This window comes from Halomonas sp. HG01, from assembly GCF_000968715.2.
GTDB classification, from domain to species: Bacteria; Pseudomonadota; Gammaproteobacteria; order Pseudomonadales; family Halomonadaceae; genus Halomonas; species Halomonas halophila.
The window spans coordinates 945,441-959,188 of record NZ_CP022134.1; the positions used below are offsets into that span (position 1 = coordinate 945,441).

12 protein-coding genes are annotated in these 13,748 nt (G+C 69.9%); 5 read left to right on the forward strand and 7 right to left on the reverse strand.

Annotation, left to right across the window (positions count from 1 at the left end; translation table 11 throughout):
• Positions 1 to 26: 26 nt before the first annotated feature.
• Entirely contained in the window at positions 27 to 1,058 is a 1,032-nt protein-coding gene (locus tag UN84_RS04325; protein ID WP_046077827.1) for a DUF3080 family protein, read from the reverse strand.
• On the reverse strand, positions 1,030 to 2,478 hold the full coding sequence (locus UN84_RS04330) for an MATE family efflux transporter (protein WP_046077828.1): 1,449 nt from the start codon (positions 2,476 to 2,478) through the stop codon (positions 1,030 to 1,032). The genes UN84_RS04325 and UN84_RS04330 overlap by 29 nt, the downstream gene beginning before the upstream one ends.
• A 205-nt stretch (positions 2,479 to 2,683) precedes the next feature.
• Here UN84_RS04330 and UN84_RS04335 point away from each other — a divergent pair, with 205 nt between their 5' ends.
• Positions 2,684 to 4,108, forward strand: a complete 1,425-nt coding sequence (locus UN84_RS04335; protein ID WP_082090797.1) for an FAD-binding oxidoreductase — start codon at positions 2,684 to 2,686, stop codon at positions 4,106 to 4,108.
• Between the two features lie 133 nt (positions 4,109 to 4,241).
• The gene (locus UN84_RS04340) at positions 4,242 to 4,832 is read left to right on the forward strand and encodes an elongation factor P hydroxylase (RefSeq protein WP_046077829.1); all 591 of its coding nucleotides are present in this window, start codon (positions 4,242 to 4,244) and stop codon (positions 4,830 to 4,832) included.
• 16 nt (positions 4,833 to 4,848) lie between these two features.
• Here the strand turns inward: UN84_RS04340 and UN84_RS04345 are convergent, their stop codons facing one another.
• Both UN84_RS04345 and UN84_RS04350 read right to left on the reverse strand, forming a co-directional pair.
• Complete coding sequence (locus UN84_RS04345; RefSeq protein ID WP_035593054.1) at positions 4,849 to 5,331, reverse strand: hypothetical protein; 483 nt, start codon at positions 5,329 to 5,331, stop codon at positions 4,849 to 4,851.
• Positions 5,324 to 6,205: a TatD family hydrolase gene (locus tag UN84_RS04350; RefSeq protein ID WP_046077830.1), complete on the reverse strand. Its 882-nt coding sequence runs from the start codon at positions 6,203 to 6,205 to the stop codon at positions 5,324 to 5,326. Before UN84_RS04350 ends, UN84_RS04345 begins: the two co-directional genes overlap by 8 nt.
• A gap of 136 nt (positions 6,206 to 6,341) precedes the next feature.
• On the opposite strand from UN84_RS04350, the gene UN84_RS04355 reads away from it, so the two are divergent.
• Positions 6,342 to 8,288, forward strand: coding sequence for an ATP-binding cassette domain-containing protein (locus tag UN84_RS04355; RefSeq protein ID WP_046077831.1), 1,947 nt, complete (start codon positions 6,342 to 6,344; stop codon positions 8,286 to 8,288).
• A gap of 308 nt (positions 8,289 to 8,596) precedes the next feature.
• Here UN84_RS04355 and UN84_RS04360 read toward each other — a convergent pair whose 3' ends face one another.
• Positions 8,597 to 9,049, reverse strand: coding sequence for a universal stress protein (locus tag UN84_RS04360; RefSeq protein ID WP_046077832.1), 453 nt, complete (start codon positions 9,047 to 9,049; stop codon positions 8,597 to 8,599).
• A 106-nt stretch (positions 9,050 to 9,155) separates the two neighbouring features.
• Between UN84_RS04360 and UN84_RS04365 the strand changes: the two genes are divergently transcribed.
• Positions 9,156 to 9,686, forward strand: coding sequence for a preprotein translocase subunit YajC (locus tag UN84_RS04365; RefSeq protein WP_107181006.1), 531 nt, complete (start codon positions 9,156 to 9,158; stop codon positions 9,684 to 9,686).
• Positions 9,687 to 9,744: 58 nt separating this feature from the next.
• Here the strand turns inward: UN84_RS04365 and slyA are convergent, their stop codons facing one another.
• Positions 9,745 to 10,185 (reverse strand): transcriptional regulator SlyA, encoded by a 441-nt coding sequence (gene slyA / locus UN84_RS04370; protein ID WP_035595941.1) that lies wholly within the window; start codon positions 10,183 to 10,185, stop codon positions 9,745 to 9,747.
• Positions 10,186 to 10,257: 72 nt separating this feature from the next.
• Positions 10,258 to 11,418, reverse strand: a complete 1,161-nt coding sequence (locus UN84_RS04375; RefSeq protein WP_046077835.1) for a DUF5924 family protein — start codon at positions 11,416 to 11,418, stop codon at positions 10,258 to 10,260.
• Between the two features lie 146 nt (positions 11,419 to 11,564).
• Between UN84_RS04375 and fadB the strand changes: the two genes are divergently transcribed.
• Positions 11,565 to 13,730, forward strand: a complete 2,166-nt coding sequence (fadB, locus tag UN84_RS04380) for a fatty acid oxidation complex subunit alpha FadB (RefSeq protein ID WP_046077836.1) — start codon at positions 11,565 to 11,567, stop codon at positions 13,728 to 13,730.
• The last annotated feature ends 18 nt before the right edge of the window (positions 13,731 to 13,748 follow it).

A 13,748-nucleotide genomic window follows, 5' to 3' on the forward strand; every position in this document is an offset into this window, starting at 1 on the left:
CGATGACCGAGGTTAAGCCCCGGTGGTCAGCGGCAGCGTCGTGCCAGCTCGGCGCGCAGCGCCTGGTGATGCCGGCGAGCCGCCTGGAGGGCGGGCCAGGGCGCTCCGGGCGTTTCCCGCGATAGCCAGCGCTCCCGGTAGCGTTCGATGGCCGGGCGTGGCGCCACCTTCTGGGCCTCCAGCAGGCGTTGAATGGCCGTGAGCCAGTGTCGGGAGGCCTGCGTCAGGCTATCGAGCCAGCTCGTCAGGGAAGGAGGCATCGATGCCTCGAAGGCACCGGCCGCCGGGGCAGGGCAGTGGTCGTCGGCCAGTGCCGTCTCCAGCAGGTCGGAGCCTTCCGTCAGGCGTCGTTCCGCGAGCATCAGGGCGCGCAGCAGCTCGGCGGTCAACGGCCGGTCACGCAGCGTTTTGAGATGCCCTTCCAGGGTGGCGGAATCCGGCACCCAGTCGCGATCGAACTGGTGCAGGGTGGTCTCGCGCAGGTAGGCAAGTGCCGGCAGCTGGGCATCGACCTCGTCCAGAGACTCCGGCGGCAGCGGCGAGCTGGCCCGGGAGAAACTGTCGATCCACTCCTCCGAGGCGAACAGGGCGTTCCAGCTGGCCCGGGGCAGCTGCCCGGTCTTGAGCCGGGTGAGCCGCTCCAGCCGGGCCCGGTGGTCGTCGCCGAGCGTTTGTGGCACCTCGGTGTTCCAGCAGCCGCTCAGGCGGCGCCACAGAGCCAGCTCGTAGAGCCAGCGCTGGCTGGGCGCGGCCACCTTGCCCAGCTGGTTGTTGCGTTCGGCGACCAGGTTAGCGATATGGCAGCCGCGCAGGGCGAAGACGTCGAGCATCCCCTCGCGGGTCTCGGGGATCTCGAACAATCGCGCCTCGGGGCCGGGGAAGTCGCCGATATTGTCGGGCGCGGTGCGCTCCGGCGCGGGCAGATCGAGCGACTCGGCCAGCCCCCGCTGGTAGTCGGCGAGCCGCGTCTCGGCGGGCCCTTCGCCGCAGCCGGCGAGGGCCACAAGGCCGATCAGCAGCGCGCCGAGGCTAGGCCGGTCGGGGCGTGGAATCCTCATCGATGACTGCCTTGCTCCGTCGTCTCAGGCGTTCGCCCAGCAGCAGGGCGGCGACCGTCAGCCCGGCCACCAGCCCGATCCAGTAACCATAGACCCCGAGCGGCTCCACCAGGCCGAACAGGCCATGGTCGCCGAGCCAGTGGCCGCCGCCGAGGCCGACCAGCCAGAAGGCGATCAGGGTGATCACCATGATGATCCTGGTGTCCTTGTAGCCACGCAGCGCGCCGGCCAGGTTGGCCTGCAGCGAGTCCGAGATCTGGTAGATCATGGCCAGGCCCACCAGCGACAGGGTCAGCCGCGCGACGGCCGGGTCGTGGGTGTAGAGGCCGATCACCGGCTCGGCGGTGAACCACAGCAGCAGACAGTTGAACAGCGCCACCGCGAGGGCGATCAGCATGCCATTCCATGCCACCAGGCGCGCGGCCTCGGGACGTCCCTGGCCCAGCACGTTGCCGACCCGCACCGTCAATGCCATGCCCAGCGACAGCGGCAGCATGAACAGCAGGCCGGTGTAGTTCAGGGCCACCTGGTGCGCCGCCACCACAACCTCGCCGAGGCTGGCGATGAACAGCGCGATCAGCGTGAACAGCGTCACCTCCATGAAGATCGCCAGGCCGATCGGCACGCCCACGTAGAGCAGCTCCAGGATCGACCGCCACCGCGGTGGCGTCGGCGAGTGCCACAGCTCGACGTCGCCATAGGCTCGGCTGCGCCGGGTGTAGGCGACCATGGCCAGGCACATCACCCACATCGACAGCGCGGTGGCGATGCCGCAGCCCACCGCCCCCAGTGCCGGCAGGGCCGTGATCGGTGCCGGCAGCCAGCCGCCCAGCAGGGCTTCGAGCCCCGGGCCACCGTAGATCAGCAGGTAGTTGCTGGGCACGTTGACGGCGAGCCCCAGCAGGCTGATCCACAGCGCCGGGCGGGTATGGTTCATGCCGTCGGAGAAGGCGCGTAACGCCATGAACAGCCCCACCGCCGGCAGCCCCAGGGCCACGGCGCCCAGATAGCCCGCGGCGCGCTCGGCCACCGCCTCGGGCACCTCCATCAGGTGAAATACCGGCATCACCGCCGTCCACAGGAGTACCGCCGCGATCACGCCCATCACCAGGCCGATCCACAGCGCCTGGTGCACCTGCGGGCGAATGCCGTCCCGGCGTTCGGCGCCGAGCAGCTGCGCTACCACCGGGGTCAGGCCCATGAGGGTGCCGGTCATCAGCAGCATCAGCGGCATCCACAGGCTGGAACCCACCGAGACGGCGGCCAGGTCGGTGGCGCTGAGCCGCCCGGTCATCATCACGTCCACCGTGCTCATGGCGGCCTGGGCGAGCTGGGCGCCGCAGATCGGCAGCGCCAGGCGAATCAGCGGGCGGGTTTCCGTGCGTGTGGTGGCGAGCAGCCGAGGAATGAACTGGGCCAAGAATCATGCTCCATGGAAAGGTCGGCCCCCGTGCTCCATGCAATCGGGGAGAGCGCGCTAGTCTAGCAGCCCCCTCGGCGCCTCGCCGCCGTGGCGTGCCGGGCGCGTCATGCCGCGGCGGTGAATCGGCGCTATACCTAGAGAAGGAGGCCGCGACGGCGGCCGTCGTGATCCAGCGCAGGCGCGAGTCGCCGGGAGGTGCGAGATGAACGATCACGATATCGATGCCACGGGGCGGGGCGAACCGGAGCGGGCCGAGGCGGCCGTCCGGGCGCTGGTTTCACGCCTCCACGGGCGCCTGACACGCCCGGATCATCCCGAGTATGACGCGGCGCGTAGGGTCTATAATGCGCAGCACGACCGTCACCCGGCGCTGATCGTCCAGGCGGCGGACACCGCCGACGTGACGGCCACCCTCGAGGCCGCCCGGAGCACGGGGCTGGCGCTGGCGGTGCGCGGCGGCGGGCACAGCGTGGCGGGCTACGGCACCTGCGACGAAGGCCTGGTGCTCGACCTCGGCGGCCTGAACGATTGCCGGGTCGATCCCGAGGCGCGCACCCTGCGCGCCGGCGGTGGTGCGACCTGGGCCGATCTCAACCGGGCCGCGGCGGCCTTCGGCTTGGCGACGCCGGGCGGCATCGTGTCCACCACCGGCATCGCCGGGCTGACGCTGGGTGGCGGGCTCGGCTATCTGAACCGGCGCTTCGGCCTCGCCTGCGACAACCTGATCGCCGCCGATGTCGTCACCGCGGACGGCGCATGCCTGACTTGCCGCGAGGACGCCCATGCCGAGCTGTTCTGGGCGCTGCGCGGCGGCGGCGGCAACTTCGGCGTGGTGACGGCCTTCGAGTATCGCCTGCACGAGGTCCCGGACATCCTCGGTGGCCCGACCTTCTATCCGCTCGACGGTGAGGTGATCCGCCGCTACCGGGAGCGGATCTGTGAGGCACCCGAGGCCCTGGGCGCGCTGCTGGCCATCACGCCGGGGCCGCCGCTGCCGTTTCTGCCCGAGGCCTGGCACGGTCGGCCGATGGCGGCGGTGCTGAGCTGCTGGAGCGGGCCGGAACAGGACGATGCCCGGATCGGCGAGTGGCTGGCCGACCTCGGCGAGATTCAGGGGCAGGCGCTGCGGCGCATGCCGTACCCGACCATCAACACCCTGTTCGACGAGCTGCTGCCGCCGGGGCTGCATCATTACTGGAAGGGCTGCTTCTCCGGGCCGCCCACGGACGAGGCGATCGCGGTGCACCTGGACTTCGGGGCCCGGCTGCCCAGCGCGGAAACGGCGACCCTGCTGTTCCCCCTCGACGGGGCCAGCGGCCGGGTCGAGGCCGGGGCCACCGCCTTCGCCTATCGCGATGCCGGCTTCGCCACGGCACTGGGCCCGAGCTGGTCCGACCCCGCAGACAGCGAGCGCAACATCGCCTGGGGGCGGGACTACTATCGTGCCCTGCGGCCCTACACCGACGGCGGCGGCTACGTGAACTTCATGGCCGACGACGACGGCCATCGGGTCGCCGACAACTATCGCCAGCACTACGACCGTCTGGCCCGCCTCAAGGCCCGCGTCGACCCCGGCAACCTGTTTCGGTTGAACCACAACATCCCGCCGGTCGACCGGGTCGCATGAGGGGAAATGGCGGCCGCGAGAGATGGGTGAAGGCGAAGCGCACGGAGCATGGCAGGCACCTGACCTGGCGGTTTTCGCCGCCGGGCCGGCCTCGCTATACTGTGCCGCCCATTCACGACCCGCCGGAGCCCGCGTGAGCCACCGCCTCGAGGATGTCATCGCCCTGTTCGACGGCCTCTTCCTGCCCGCCTGCAACACCCGCCTGGTGCGCGGCGGCGACGAGCCGCTGTACCTGCCCGCCGATGCCGAGACGCCCTGGCATCGGGTGATCTTCGCCCGCGGCTTCTACGCCAGCGCGCTGCACGAGATCAGCCACTGGTGCATCGCCGGCGCGCGGCGCCGCAAGCTCGAGGACTACGGCTACTGGTACCTGCCCGACGGCCGCGACGCCGACCAGCAGCGCGACTTCGAGGCGGTGGAGGTAGCGCCCCAGGCGCTGGAGAGTCTGTTCGCCGCCGCCTGCGGCCATCGCTTCCAGGTCAGCGTGGACAACCTGGGCGAGGTGGAGGTCGACCGGGAAGGCTTCGCCGAGCGGGTCGCGGCGCGGGCGGCGCGCTACGAGCGGGAAGGCCTGCCGGCCCGGGCCGAGGCCTTCCGCACCGCGCTGGCGGTCTTCTACGGCCAGGGCCGAGAGAGAGGCGAGGGCGCGCCGCTCGAGGCGGCGCTGGTGGCGGGCCGGGCGTGTCTCGAACGCCGTGAGGCGCCCGCCGCCGAGCCCGCCTGACGGTCTCGTCGCTGTCTCAGAGCTCGGCGTTGCCGAGCCGCTGATGCAGCGTCAGCATCACCTGGATCTCCTCCTCGGGGCGCAGCGGTTCGAGCCCCAGCTCGCCGAACAGCTCGCCGCGGGCGCGGGACCAGTCGCCGGGCGCCAGCTCGGCATAGAGGCTCTCGGCCGGGGCCAGCTCGACGAACGGGTCCAGCCCGTAGGTCTCGAACAGCCGCGACAGCGCCGCCTCGTCGTCGCCGACGCCGGCGGTGTAGAGGGTGGCGTTGAAGTGGTCGGTCTCCAGCTCGCGGATCACGTCCAGCGGGCTCACGCCCATGCTGGAGAGCTCCTCCAGGCTGTAGGCGCCCAGCGAGACCAGCTCGTCGTCCAGCCACTCGTCGTCGGGCTGGATCAGGGTGTGCTTGACGCGGCCATCGGGCAGGGTCCAGGCGATGGACAGCGGCAGGTCGCCGTCGTCGCCGGTCTCGATGGCGATGAACGCAGGCAGATCATCCATTCTGTTGCCCCTCCTCGCGGGCAGGCTCGTCGAGGCCGAAGAAGGCCCGGGCGGTGGCGGTGGTGATGCGGGCCAGGTCGGCTTCCGTGTCGCCGCGCCAGTGGGCGATCTCGCGCACGATCCAGGGCAGCAGCGCCGGCTCGTGGCGTCTGCCCTTGAGTTTGGCAGGTAAATTGCGCGGCAGCAGGTAGGGGCAGTCGGTTTCCACCATCAGCCGCTCGGCGGGAATCGCCCCCACCAGCTCGCGCAGGTGATGGCCGCGGCGCTCGTCGCACAGCCAGCCGGTCAGGCCGATGTGCAGGTCGAGGTCCAGGTAGCCGTAAAGGGTGTCGCGGTCGGCGGTGAAGCAGTGCACCACCGCCTTCGAGATGTCGTCGCGCCAGGCGTGCAGCATCTCGCGCATGCGCGGCCCGGCGTCGCGCTCGTGGAGGAACAGCGGCAGGCCGCTCTCGGCGGCCAGCGTAAGCTGCGCCTCGAAGGCGTGCTGCTGCTCGGCCGGCGTCGAGAAGTTGCGGTTGAAGTCCAGGCCGCATTCGCCCACCGACACGACCTCCGGCTGGCGGTGGAGCTCGCGCATCGCGGCCTCGAGCTCGGCGTTCCAGCGGCTGGCGTCATGGGGATGCACGCCGGCGGTGGCATACAGCCCCGGGTAGCGGCGCGCCAGGGTCACGGCCTGCTCGGCGTGCTCGCGGTCGGTGCCGGTGAGGATCAGCGTGTCGACGCCGGCGGCGCGAGCGCGCTGGATCGTCGCCTCGAGGTCGCGGGCGAAGCTCTCGTGGGTCAGGTTGGCGCCGATGTCCACCAGCGGGGCCGGCGAACGGAATCTCAGCGCCTCGGGCAGCACGTCGTCGAAGGGGGGCGTGGCGTCGGCCAAGGCGAAGCTCTCCTCTGGGCGGTTCGTCTAGCGCGCGGGAAACGGGCGCGCATTGTACCCGCGGAGGGTGGGGTGGGGCCACGTCGGGGCAGGCATGCGTTACACTGGCGGCTTGATCGAACGATGAGGTGAATGCGTGACCCTGCTACGTCTGGAACAGCTGCAACTGGCCTACGGCACCCATGTGCTTCTCGACGGCGCCGATCTGGTGCTGGAGAAGGGCGAGCGTCTGGCGCTGGTGGGCCGCAACGGAACCGGCAAGTCGACCCTGCTCAAGCTGGTGTCGGGCGAGAGCCTGCCCGACGGCGGCACCATCTGGCGCGCGCCCGGCCTCAAGATCGGCGTGCTCGCCCAGGACCTGCCCGCCGCCTCCGGCGAGACCATCTTCGACGTGGTCGCCCAGGGCCTGCCCGAGGCCGGCGAGCTGCTGTCCGAGTATCACCATCTGGTGCAGCAGGCCGAGCCCGACATGACGCGGATGGCCCAGCTACAGACCCGCCTCGAGGCCATCGACGGCTGGTCCTTCCACCAGCGCATCGACGTGGTGCTGACGCGCCTGGGGCTGCCGGCGGATGCCGCCATGGCGGACCTCTCCGGCGGCTGGCGGCGGCGCGTGGCGCTGGCGCGGGCGCTGGTGGTCGAGCCCGACCTGCTGCTGCTCGACGAGCCCACCAACCACCTGGACCTGGACACCATCGCCTGGCTGGAGGAACAGCTGTCCGCCTTCAACGGCGCGGTGCTGTTCATCACCCACGACCGCGCCTTCCTGTCGCGGCTGGCCACCAACATCCTCGAGCTCGACCGCGGCCGCCTGGGGCGCTATCCCGGCGACTACGCCAAATACCAGGAGCAGAAGACCCACGAACTCGAGGTCGAGGCCCGCGAGAACGCCGAGTTCGACAAGAAGCTGGCCCAGGAAGAGGCGTGGATCCGCCAGGGCATCAAGGCTCGTCGGACCCGCAACGAGGGCCGCGTGCGCGCCCTGCAGCAGATGCGTCGCGACCGCGGCGAGCGTCGCGAGCGCCAGGGCCGCGCCAGCCTCTCGGTGGACACCGGCGAGCGCAGTGGCAAGCGGGTGGTGGAGCTGTCTCACGTCACCCAGTACTACGACGGCGAGGCGGTCATTCGCGACCTCAACCTCGAGATTCAGCGCGGCGACCGCATCGGCCTGATCGGCCGCAACGGCGCCGGCAAGACGACCCTGCTCAAGATCCTGCTCGGCGAGCTCGAGCCCAGCGAGGGGCAGGTGCGGATGGGCACCAAGCTGCAGGTGGCCTACTTCGACCAGCTGCGCGCCGGCCTCGAGCCGGAGAAGACGGTCTACGACAACGTCGCCCAGGGCAGCGACCGGCTCACCGTGGGCGGCCGCGATCGCCATGTGATGAGCTACCTGCAGGACTTCCTGTTCACCCCGGAGCGCGTGCGCCAGCCGGTCAAGGCGCTGTCCGGCGGCGAGTCCAACCGCCTGCTGCTGGCCAAGCTGTTCACCCAGCCGGCCAACGTGCTGGTGCTCGACGAGCCGACCAACGACCTGGACGTGGAGACTCTGGAGCTGCTCGAGGAGCTGCTGCTCGACTTCGACGGCACTCTGCTGCTGGTGTCCCACGACCGCGCCTTCATGGACAACGTGGTGACCAGCGTGCTGGCCTTCGAGGGCCAGGGCTGCGTGCGCGAGTACGTGGGCGGCTACCACGACTGGGTGCGCCAGGGTGGCAAGCTGCCACCGGCGCCCTGGGAGGGGGCGGCCCGTCAGGCGGCGGAGCCGGTCGCCGAGCAGGCCCCGGCGGCGAGCGAACCGGCCGCATCGGCCAGCGAGAGCGAGGCGACGGCCAAGGCCGCGCCGAAGCGCGTCAAGCTGTCCTACAAGCTGCAGCGCGAGCTGGACGGCCTGCCGGCGGAGATCGAGCGCCTGGAGGCGGCGGTGGCCGACTTCGAGGAGCAGGTCGGCGATCCGGCCTTCTACCAGCAGGACAGCGAGACGGTCACCGCGACGCTGCAGGCGCTGAACGACCGGCAGGAAGCGCTCGAAACCGCGATGGAGCGGTGGATGGAGTTGGAGGCGATGGCGGCCGGCGAAGCCTGAGGGATTCGCTATTGCGCTCGATGATCCACAGGGATGTGGGAAGTGCATAGGTTTGTCGGGAACAAACCTGGCGATCTTGACCGCCGGCGGTACCGGGGCGCCGGTCCGATCGGAATCCTCATGTGGCAGGCTGCCTTCCGGTTGGCTCGGAACCTTCGCTCGATTCTGCGCTCCGGCAGCGGTCAACCTATCTTCGCTCATGACGCGAATCTTGGACACTGCCCAGCGAACACAGTGGAGTGTCTGCTAAAGCAGAAAGGCGCCCCTGGGGCGCCTTTCGTATGCATCGTGCGATGTACCGGAGAGGCTTACTCCTCGGATTCGCCGTCCTTGCCGACCCGCACCGCCAGCACGTCGCACTGGGCGCCATGCAGGACGCCGGTGGAGGTGGAGCCCAGCAGCAGCGCGAAGCCGTGGCGACCGTGGGAGCCGACCACGATCAGGTCGACGTTCTGCTCCTCGGCGAAGCGGTGGATCTCGGTGTCGGGCATGCCCACCACCACGTGCTGGTTCTCCTTGGCCACGTGGGCATCGGCGATCTCGGACAGGCGCTGCTTGGCGTGCTCATCGAGCTGATCCTGAATGCTGGTGAGATCCATGGGAATGTCGCCGCCGTAGGCGAAGCCGAGAGGCTCGAGGGTATGCATGATGGAGAGCCTGGCCTCGTTGCGGTCGGCGATCTGCATCGCCCGCTCCAGCACCTTGTGGGAATCCTTGGTCAGGTCGACGGCGACCAGGACGTGACGATACTCGTTGCTCATGGCATTGCCTCCGGCGGATGGTCCAGGGTAGGTGGCTGCCTCCCACTCTAGGACGCACGGTGAGACAAGACAACGACTTGCATCAAGAGAGGAGCGGAAAACGCTTATGGTCTGGTTGATCATTGCCGCCGTCGTCGGGCTGGTGTTCGCGCCGGCGATGTGGCTTCGCCCGAGCCCCCGGGAGCAGCGCGCCACGACGCTGCGCGAGGCGGCCAGACAGGCCGGGATCCAGGTGCGTCTCGACCCGTCGCCGCTTCACCAGGACGACCGGCGGCGTCCCGCCTATCGCTGGGTCTATCCGCCCCGTCGGCGAGGCCCCGACTTCCTGCTGCTGCGCGACGCCGAGGCCAGCGATGCCCTGAAGCCCTTCATCGAGGGCTGGCGCTGGCGCAAGGAACCGCTGCATGCGTTGCCGGCCGCCGTGCGGGGCCGTTTCGAGGCGCTGCTGGCACGCCTTCCCGCGGACGCGGTAGCGGTGGAGTCGAGCGCCGAGGCGCTGATCCTGTGGTGGGATGAATCGCTGGGGACGGAGGCCTTCGCGGCCATGGCCGCCGACATGGACGAGCTGCGCGATGGCCTCGCGGGGCGGCCGGACCGCCCCGAACGGCAGCCCGATCTTGGGCCACCGCGCGGCTAGCGCGGTGCCTGGGCATCGTCCGTCCAGGGCGGAGGCGGGGCCTGGACGAGGAGCGGCGTCAGCCTTCTTCCCGGGCCTGGATGGCCAGCCCGTTGGCCTCGATGCGGCCCAGCAGGTCGCCCAGCTGTTCGACCTCCTCGTCGGACAGGCCCGCCAGCATCTCTTCCCGGATCTCGCTGACCACGTTGTCGATGCGCTCGAGCAGCGGCATCGCCTCGTCGGTGAGCATGATGCGCTTGGTGCGCCGGTCCTTGTCGCAGGGGCAGCGTTTGACCAGCCCCTGCTCGGCGAGCTGGTCGAGGGTGCGGACCAGCGACGGCGCCTCGACCCCGATGGTCCGCGCCAGGTCGCATTGGGGCTGGTCATCGCCCATCTGCCACAGATGGTAGAGCGTGACCCAGCGTGTCTGGGTCAGCCCCTCGGGGGCCAGACGACGATCGATGACCGCGCGCCACAGGCGCGGCAGTCGAGCAAGGGTGAAACCGATGTTCTGTTGCATGAGTGTCTGCACAAACGATGAATCTGATGGGATTGTCCGGAGCTCCGGAGTGTAATGCAAGCCGTTAGCACTCTACGGTGCTTCCGCCGGCCGGGCGATGAGGCGCCGCAGGTCGAGCCCCGGCAGCCCGACCGGCAGGCGGATACGACCATCGGCTAAGGTCGCCTGTTCCGGCGTGTCGCTGACCCGGAAACGCAGCACGCCGATCCGCTGGCCGCTGGCGGTCATCACGTCCACTCGCCAGCGGCCCGATGCTTCCTTCGGGAAGTGACGCTTGTGCGTCCAGGCCCGGTAGCCTGCCTCGCGGCCGCCCTGAATCTGCAGCGGGATGCGATCGATCAGCCGGCCGTCATGACGCCATTCGTGCACGACCTTCTCCTCCAGGCCCCGCGGGGCGTGAATCGCCGTGTAGGCGTAGAGCCCGTGAGCGGCCAGCGCCTGCGGGGTGAGCCGCAGGCCGCCCTCTGGCGTGCGGGTCTGTTCGTCGAAGCCGGGCGACAGCGCATGGCCCGAGAGCCACAGGCTGGCCGGCGGCACCCAGGCGCGTCCCAGCCAGCCGAGGCCGGCCAGCAGCGGCAGCAGCACCAGCATGGCCAGCCAGCGGGCGGTGTTCATCGGCCGCAGCAGCTGCATCAGGCTCGGCAGGCTGAAGACCATCATGGCGATCAGCGCGATGATCAGGCTCTCGCCGGTGGTCAGGTGCAGCACCGTCGGCAGCGTCACCAGCACCACCAGGAACACGCACTGGGCGTGGAAGGCGAAGTAGAGCCAGCGGTGGCGGGCGGCCAGGCGGTAGTAGAGCGGGTCGAGGATCGACAGCAGCGCGAGCCCCACCATCAGCGCCGTGAACAGCGCCTGGCCGCTGGTCCAGACGGTCGTCGCCAGCAGGAACGGCAGGGTGAAGAACAGTGTCTCCTGGTGGACCATCTGGGCGATGAAGGTGGTGATGCCGCGCGGCAGGGCGGGATAGCCCCGGTGGGTCAGCCAGCGGGCGATCAGACTCTCCGTGAGCAGCAGCACCCAGGCCACCAGCATGCCGAGCGCCAGGGCGGCCCCCAGCCACTGCTGGCGCTCCACCAGGAAGAAGCTCGCCGCGCCGGCCGCGAAAGCCACCGGCGGCCACAGCCAGTGCCAGCGGCGGGCGCGTTCCGCCACGCGGGTGAAGCGGTGGTGCCAGCCCTCGAGGCGGGAGGCACGGGAATCGGGGGGCGGTGGCAGGCGGTCGGCAGTCATGGGCGCATCCTAGCAGGGTGCCGCCGGTGGCGGGAGTCGCCGGGAAGCGACGCCGATCGCCTCGAACAGGGCTTGACGCTCCTCGTGGACTGGCCCAAGCTGATGGAATCAAACGGCCGTATGAATTTCTGCACGGAGATTCGTGGATGATCTACCAAGGCAATGCCATCACCGTGGCGCGCGACGATGACGCCGTCGCCACCCTGACCCTCGACCACCGCGACGAGTCGGTCAACACCCTGTCGTCGACGGTGGTCGGCGAGCTCGCCGAGGCGGTGGAGGCGCTCCGCGCCGAATCCGGCCTCGAAGGGCTGATCGTGACCAGCGCCAAGGAGGCCTTCGTCGTTGGCGCCGACATCACCGAGTTCCATGGCATGTTCGAGCGCGGGGAAGACGAGATCCGTACCATGCTCGAGCGGGTGCACAGCATCTTCAATGCCATCGAGGATCTGCCGTTTCCCACCGTCACCGCCCTCAACGGCCTGGCGCTGGGTGGCGGCTGCGAGCTGGCCTTGACCACCGACTTTCGGGTGATGAGCGATTCGGCCCAGCTCGGCCTGCCGGAAACCAAGCTGGGCATCCTGCCGGGCTGGGGTGGCTGCGTGCGACTGCCGCGACTGATCGGTGCCGACAACGCCATCGAGTGGATCGCCGGCGGGACCCAGAACAAGGCCGACGAGGCGCTTCGTATGGGTGCCGTGGATGCCGTGGTGCCCGGCGAGTCGCTGCAGGAGGCGGCCCGCGATCTGCTCGATCGCGCCCGCCGCGGCGAGCTCGACCACGAGGCCCGGCGCACCGAGAAGCGTTCGCCCCTCGGGCTCGACGCCATCGAGCAGATGATGGTCTTCGAGACCGCCAAGGGCTACGTGGCCGGCAAGGCCGGGCCGCACTACCCGGCGCCGATCGAGGCGATCAAGGTGATCCAGAAGGGCGCCGGCGAGACCCGCGAGCGCGCCCAGGCGATCGAGGCCGCGTCCTTCGCCAAACTGGCGAAGACCGACGTCTGCTACAACCTGGTGGGGCTGTTCCTCAACGACCAGGCGGTCAAGAAGGCCGGCGGTCGCTATGCCAAGCAGGCGCGCCCCGTCGAGCGGGCCGCGGTGCTGGGCGCCGGCATCATGGGCGGCGGCATCGCCTACCAGAGCGCCTCCAAGGGCACGCCGATCCTGATGAAGGACATCAAGGCCGAGGCCATCGACCTCGGCCTCAAGGAGGCCCGCAAGCTGTTCGCCAAGCAGGTCGAGCGAAAGAAACTTACCACCGAGCAGATGGCCGAGCGGCTGACTCACATTCGCCCGACGCTGTCCTACGGCGACTTCGGCGAGGTCGACCTGGTGGTCGAGGCCGTGGTGGAGAACCCCAAGGTCAAGGGCGCGGTGCTGGCCGAGGCCGAGGCGGCGCTGGGTGACGATGCCATCCTCGCCTCCAATACCTCGACCATCTCCATCACCCGGCTGGCCGAGCACCTGAAGCGCCCCGAGCAGTTCTGCGGCATGCACTTCTTCAACCCGGTGCACCGCATGCCGCTGGTGGAGGTGATCCGCGGCGAGAAGACCGGTGACGCCGCCGTGGCGGCCACCGTCGCCTACGCCCGCCAGATGGGCAAGACGCCGATCGTGGTCAACGATTGCCCGGGGTTTCTGGTCAACCGCATCCTGTTCCCCTACTTCGGCGGCTTCAGCGCCCTGGTGGCCCAGGGCGCCGACTTCCGCCGGGTCGACAAGGTGATGGAGCGCTTCGGCTGGCCGATGGGGCCGGCCTACCTGCTCGATGTGGTGGGCATGGATACCGCGCTGCACGCCGGCGAGGTGATGGCCGAAGGCTTCCCCGAGCGCATGGGCGAGATGAGTGGCGGCGTGATCCCGCTGATGGTCGAGCACGAGCGCCTCGGCCAGAAGAATGGCAAGGGCTTCTACGCCTACGAGGAAGACAGGAAGGGCAAGCCCCAGAAGGTCGAGGACGACGAGGCGCTGGCGCTGGTGCGGCAGGTGGCCGAGGGCGAGCGGGAGTTCTCCGACGAGGCGATCATCGCGCGGATGATGGTGCCGCTGTGCCTGGAGGCGGTGCGCTGCCTCGAGGACGGCATCGTCGGCAGTGCCGCCGAGGCCGACATGGCGCTGATCTACGGCATCGGCTTCCCGCCGTTCCGCGGCGGGGCGCTGCGCTACATCGATGCCATGGGGGCGGAGGCCTTCGTCGCCCAGGCGGACGAGCTCGCCGCCGAGCTGGGGCCGCTCTACGCGCCCACCGACGGGCTGCGCGAGATGGCGCGCAGCGGCCAGCGCTTTCACCGCGACGCCGACCCGGCCTGATTCACAGGGAGACAGTAT

Coding starts and splice junctions, on each gene's coding strand:
- UN84_RS04325 (WP_046077827.1), bottom strand. CDS start 1,058: ATGAGGATTCCACGCCCCGACCGGCCTAGCCTCGGCGCGCTGCTGATC.
- UN84_RS04335 (WP_082090797.1), top strand. CDS start 2,684: ATGAACGATCACGATATCGATGCCACGGGGCGGGGCGAACCGGAGCGG.
- UN84_RS04345 (WP_035593054.1), bottom strand. CDS start 5,331: ATGGATGATCTGCCTGCGTTCATCGCCATCGAGACCGGCGACGACGGC.
- UN84_RS04360 (WP_046077832.1), bottom strand. CDS start 9,049: ATGAGCAACGAGTATCGTCACGTCCTGGTCGCCGTCGACCTGACCAAG.
- UN84_RS04365 (WP_107181006.1), top strand. CDS start 9,156: ATGGTCTGGTTGATCATTGCCGCCGTCGTCGGGCTGGTGTTCGCGCCG.
- slyA (WP_035595941.1), bottom strand. CDS start 10,185: ATGCAACAGAACATCGGTTTCACCCTTGCTCGACTGCCGCGCCTGTGG.
- UN84_RS04375 (WP_046077835.1), bottom strand. CDS start 11,418: ATGACTGCCGACCGCCTGCCACCGCCCCCCGATTCCCGTGCCTCCCGC.
- fadB (WP_046077836.1), top strand. CDS start 11,565: ATGATCTACCAAGGCAATGCCATCACCGTGGCGCGCGACGATGACGCC.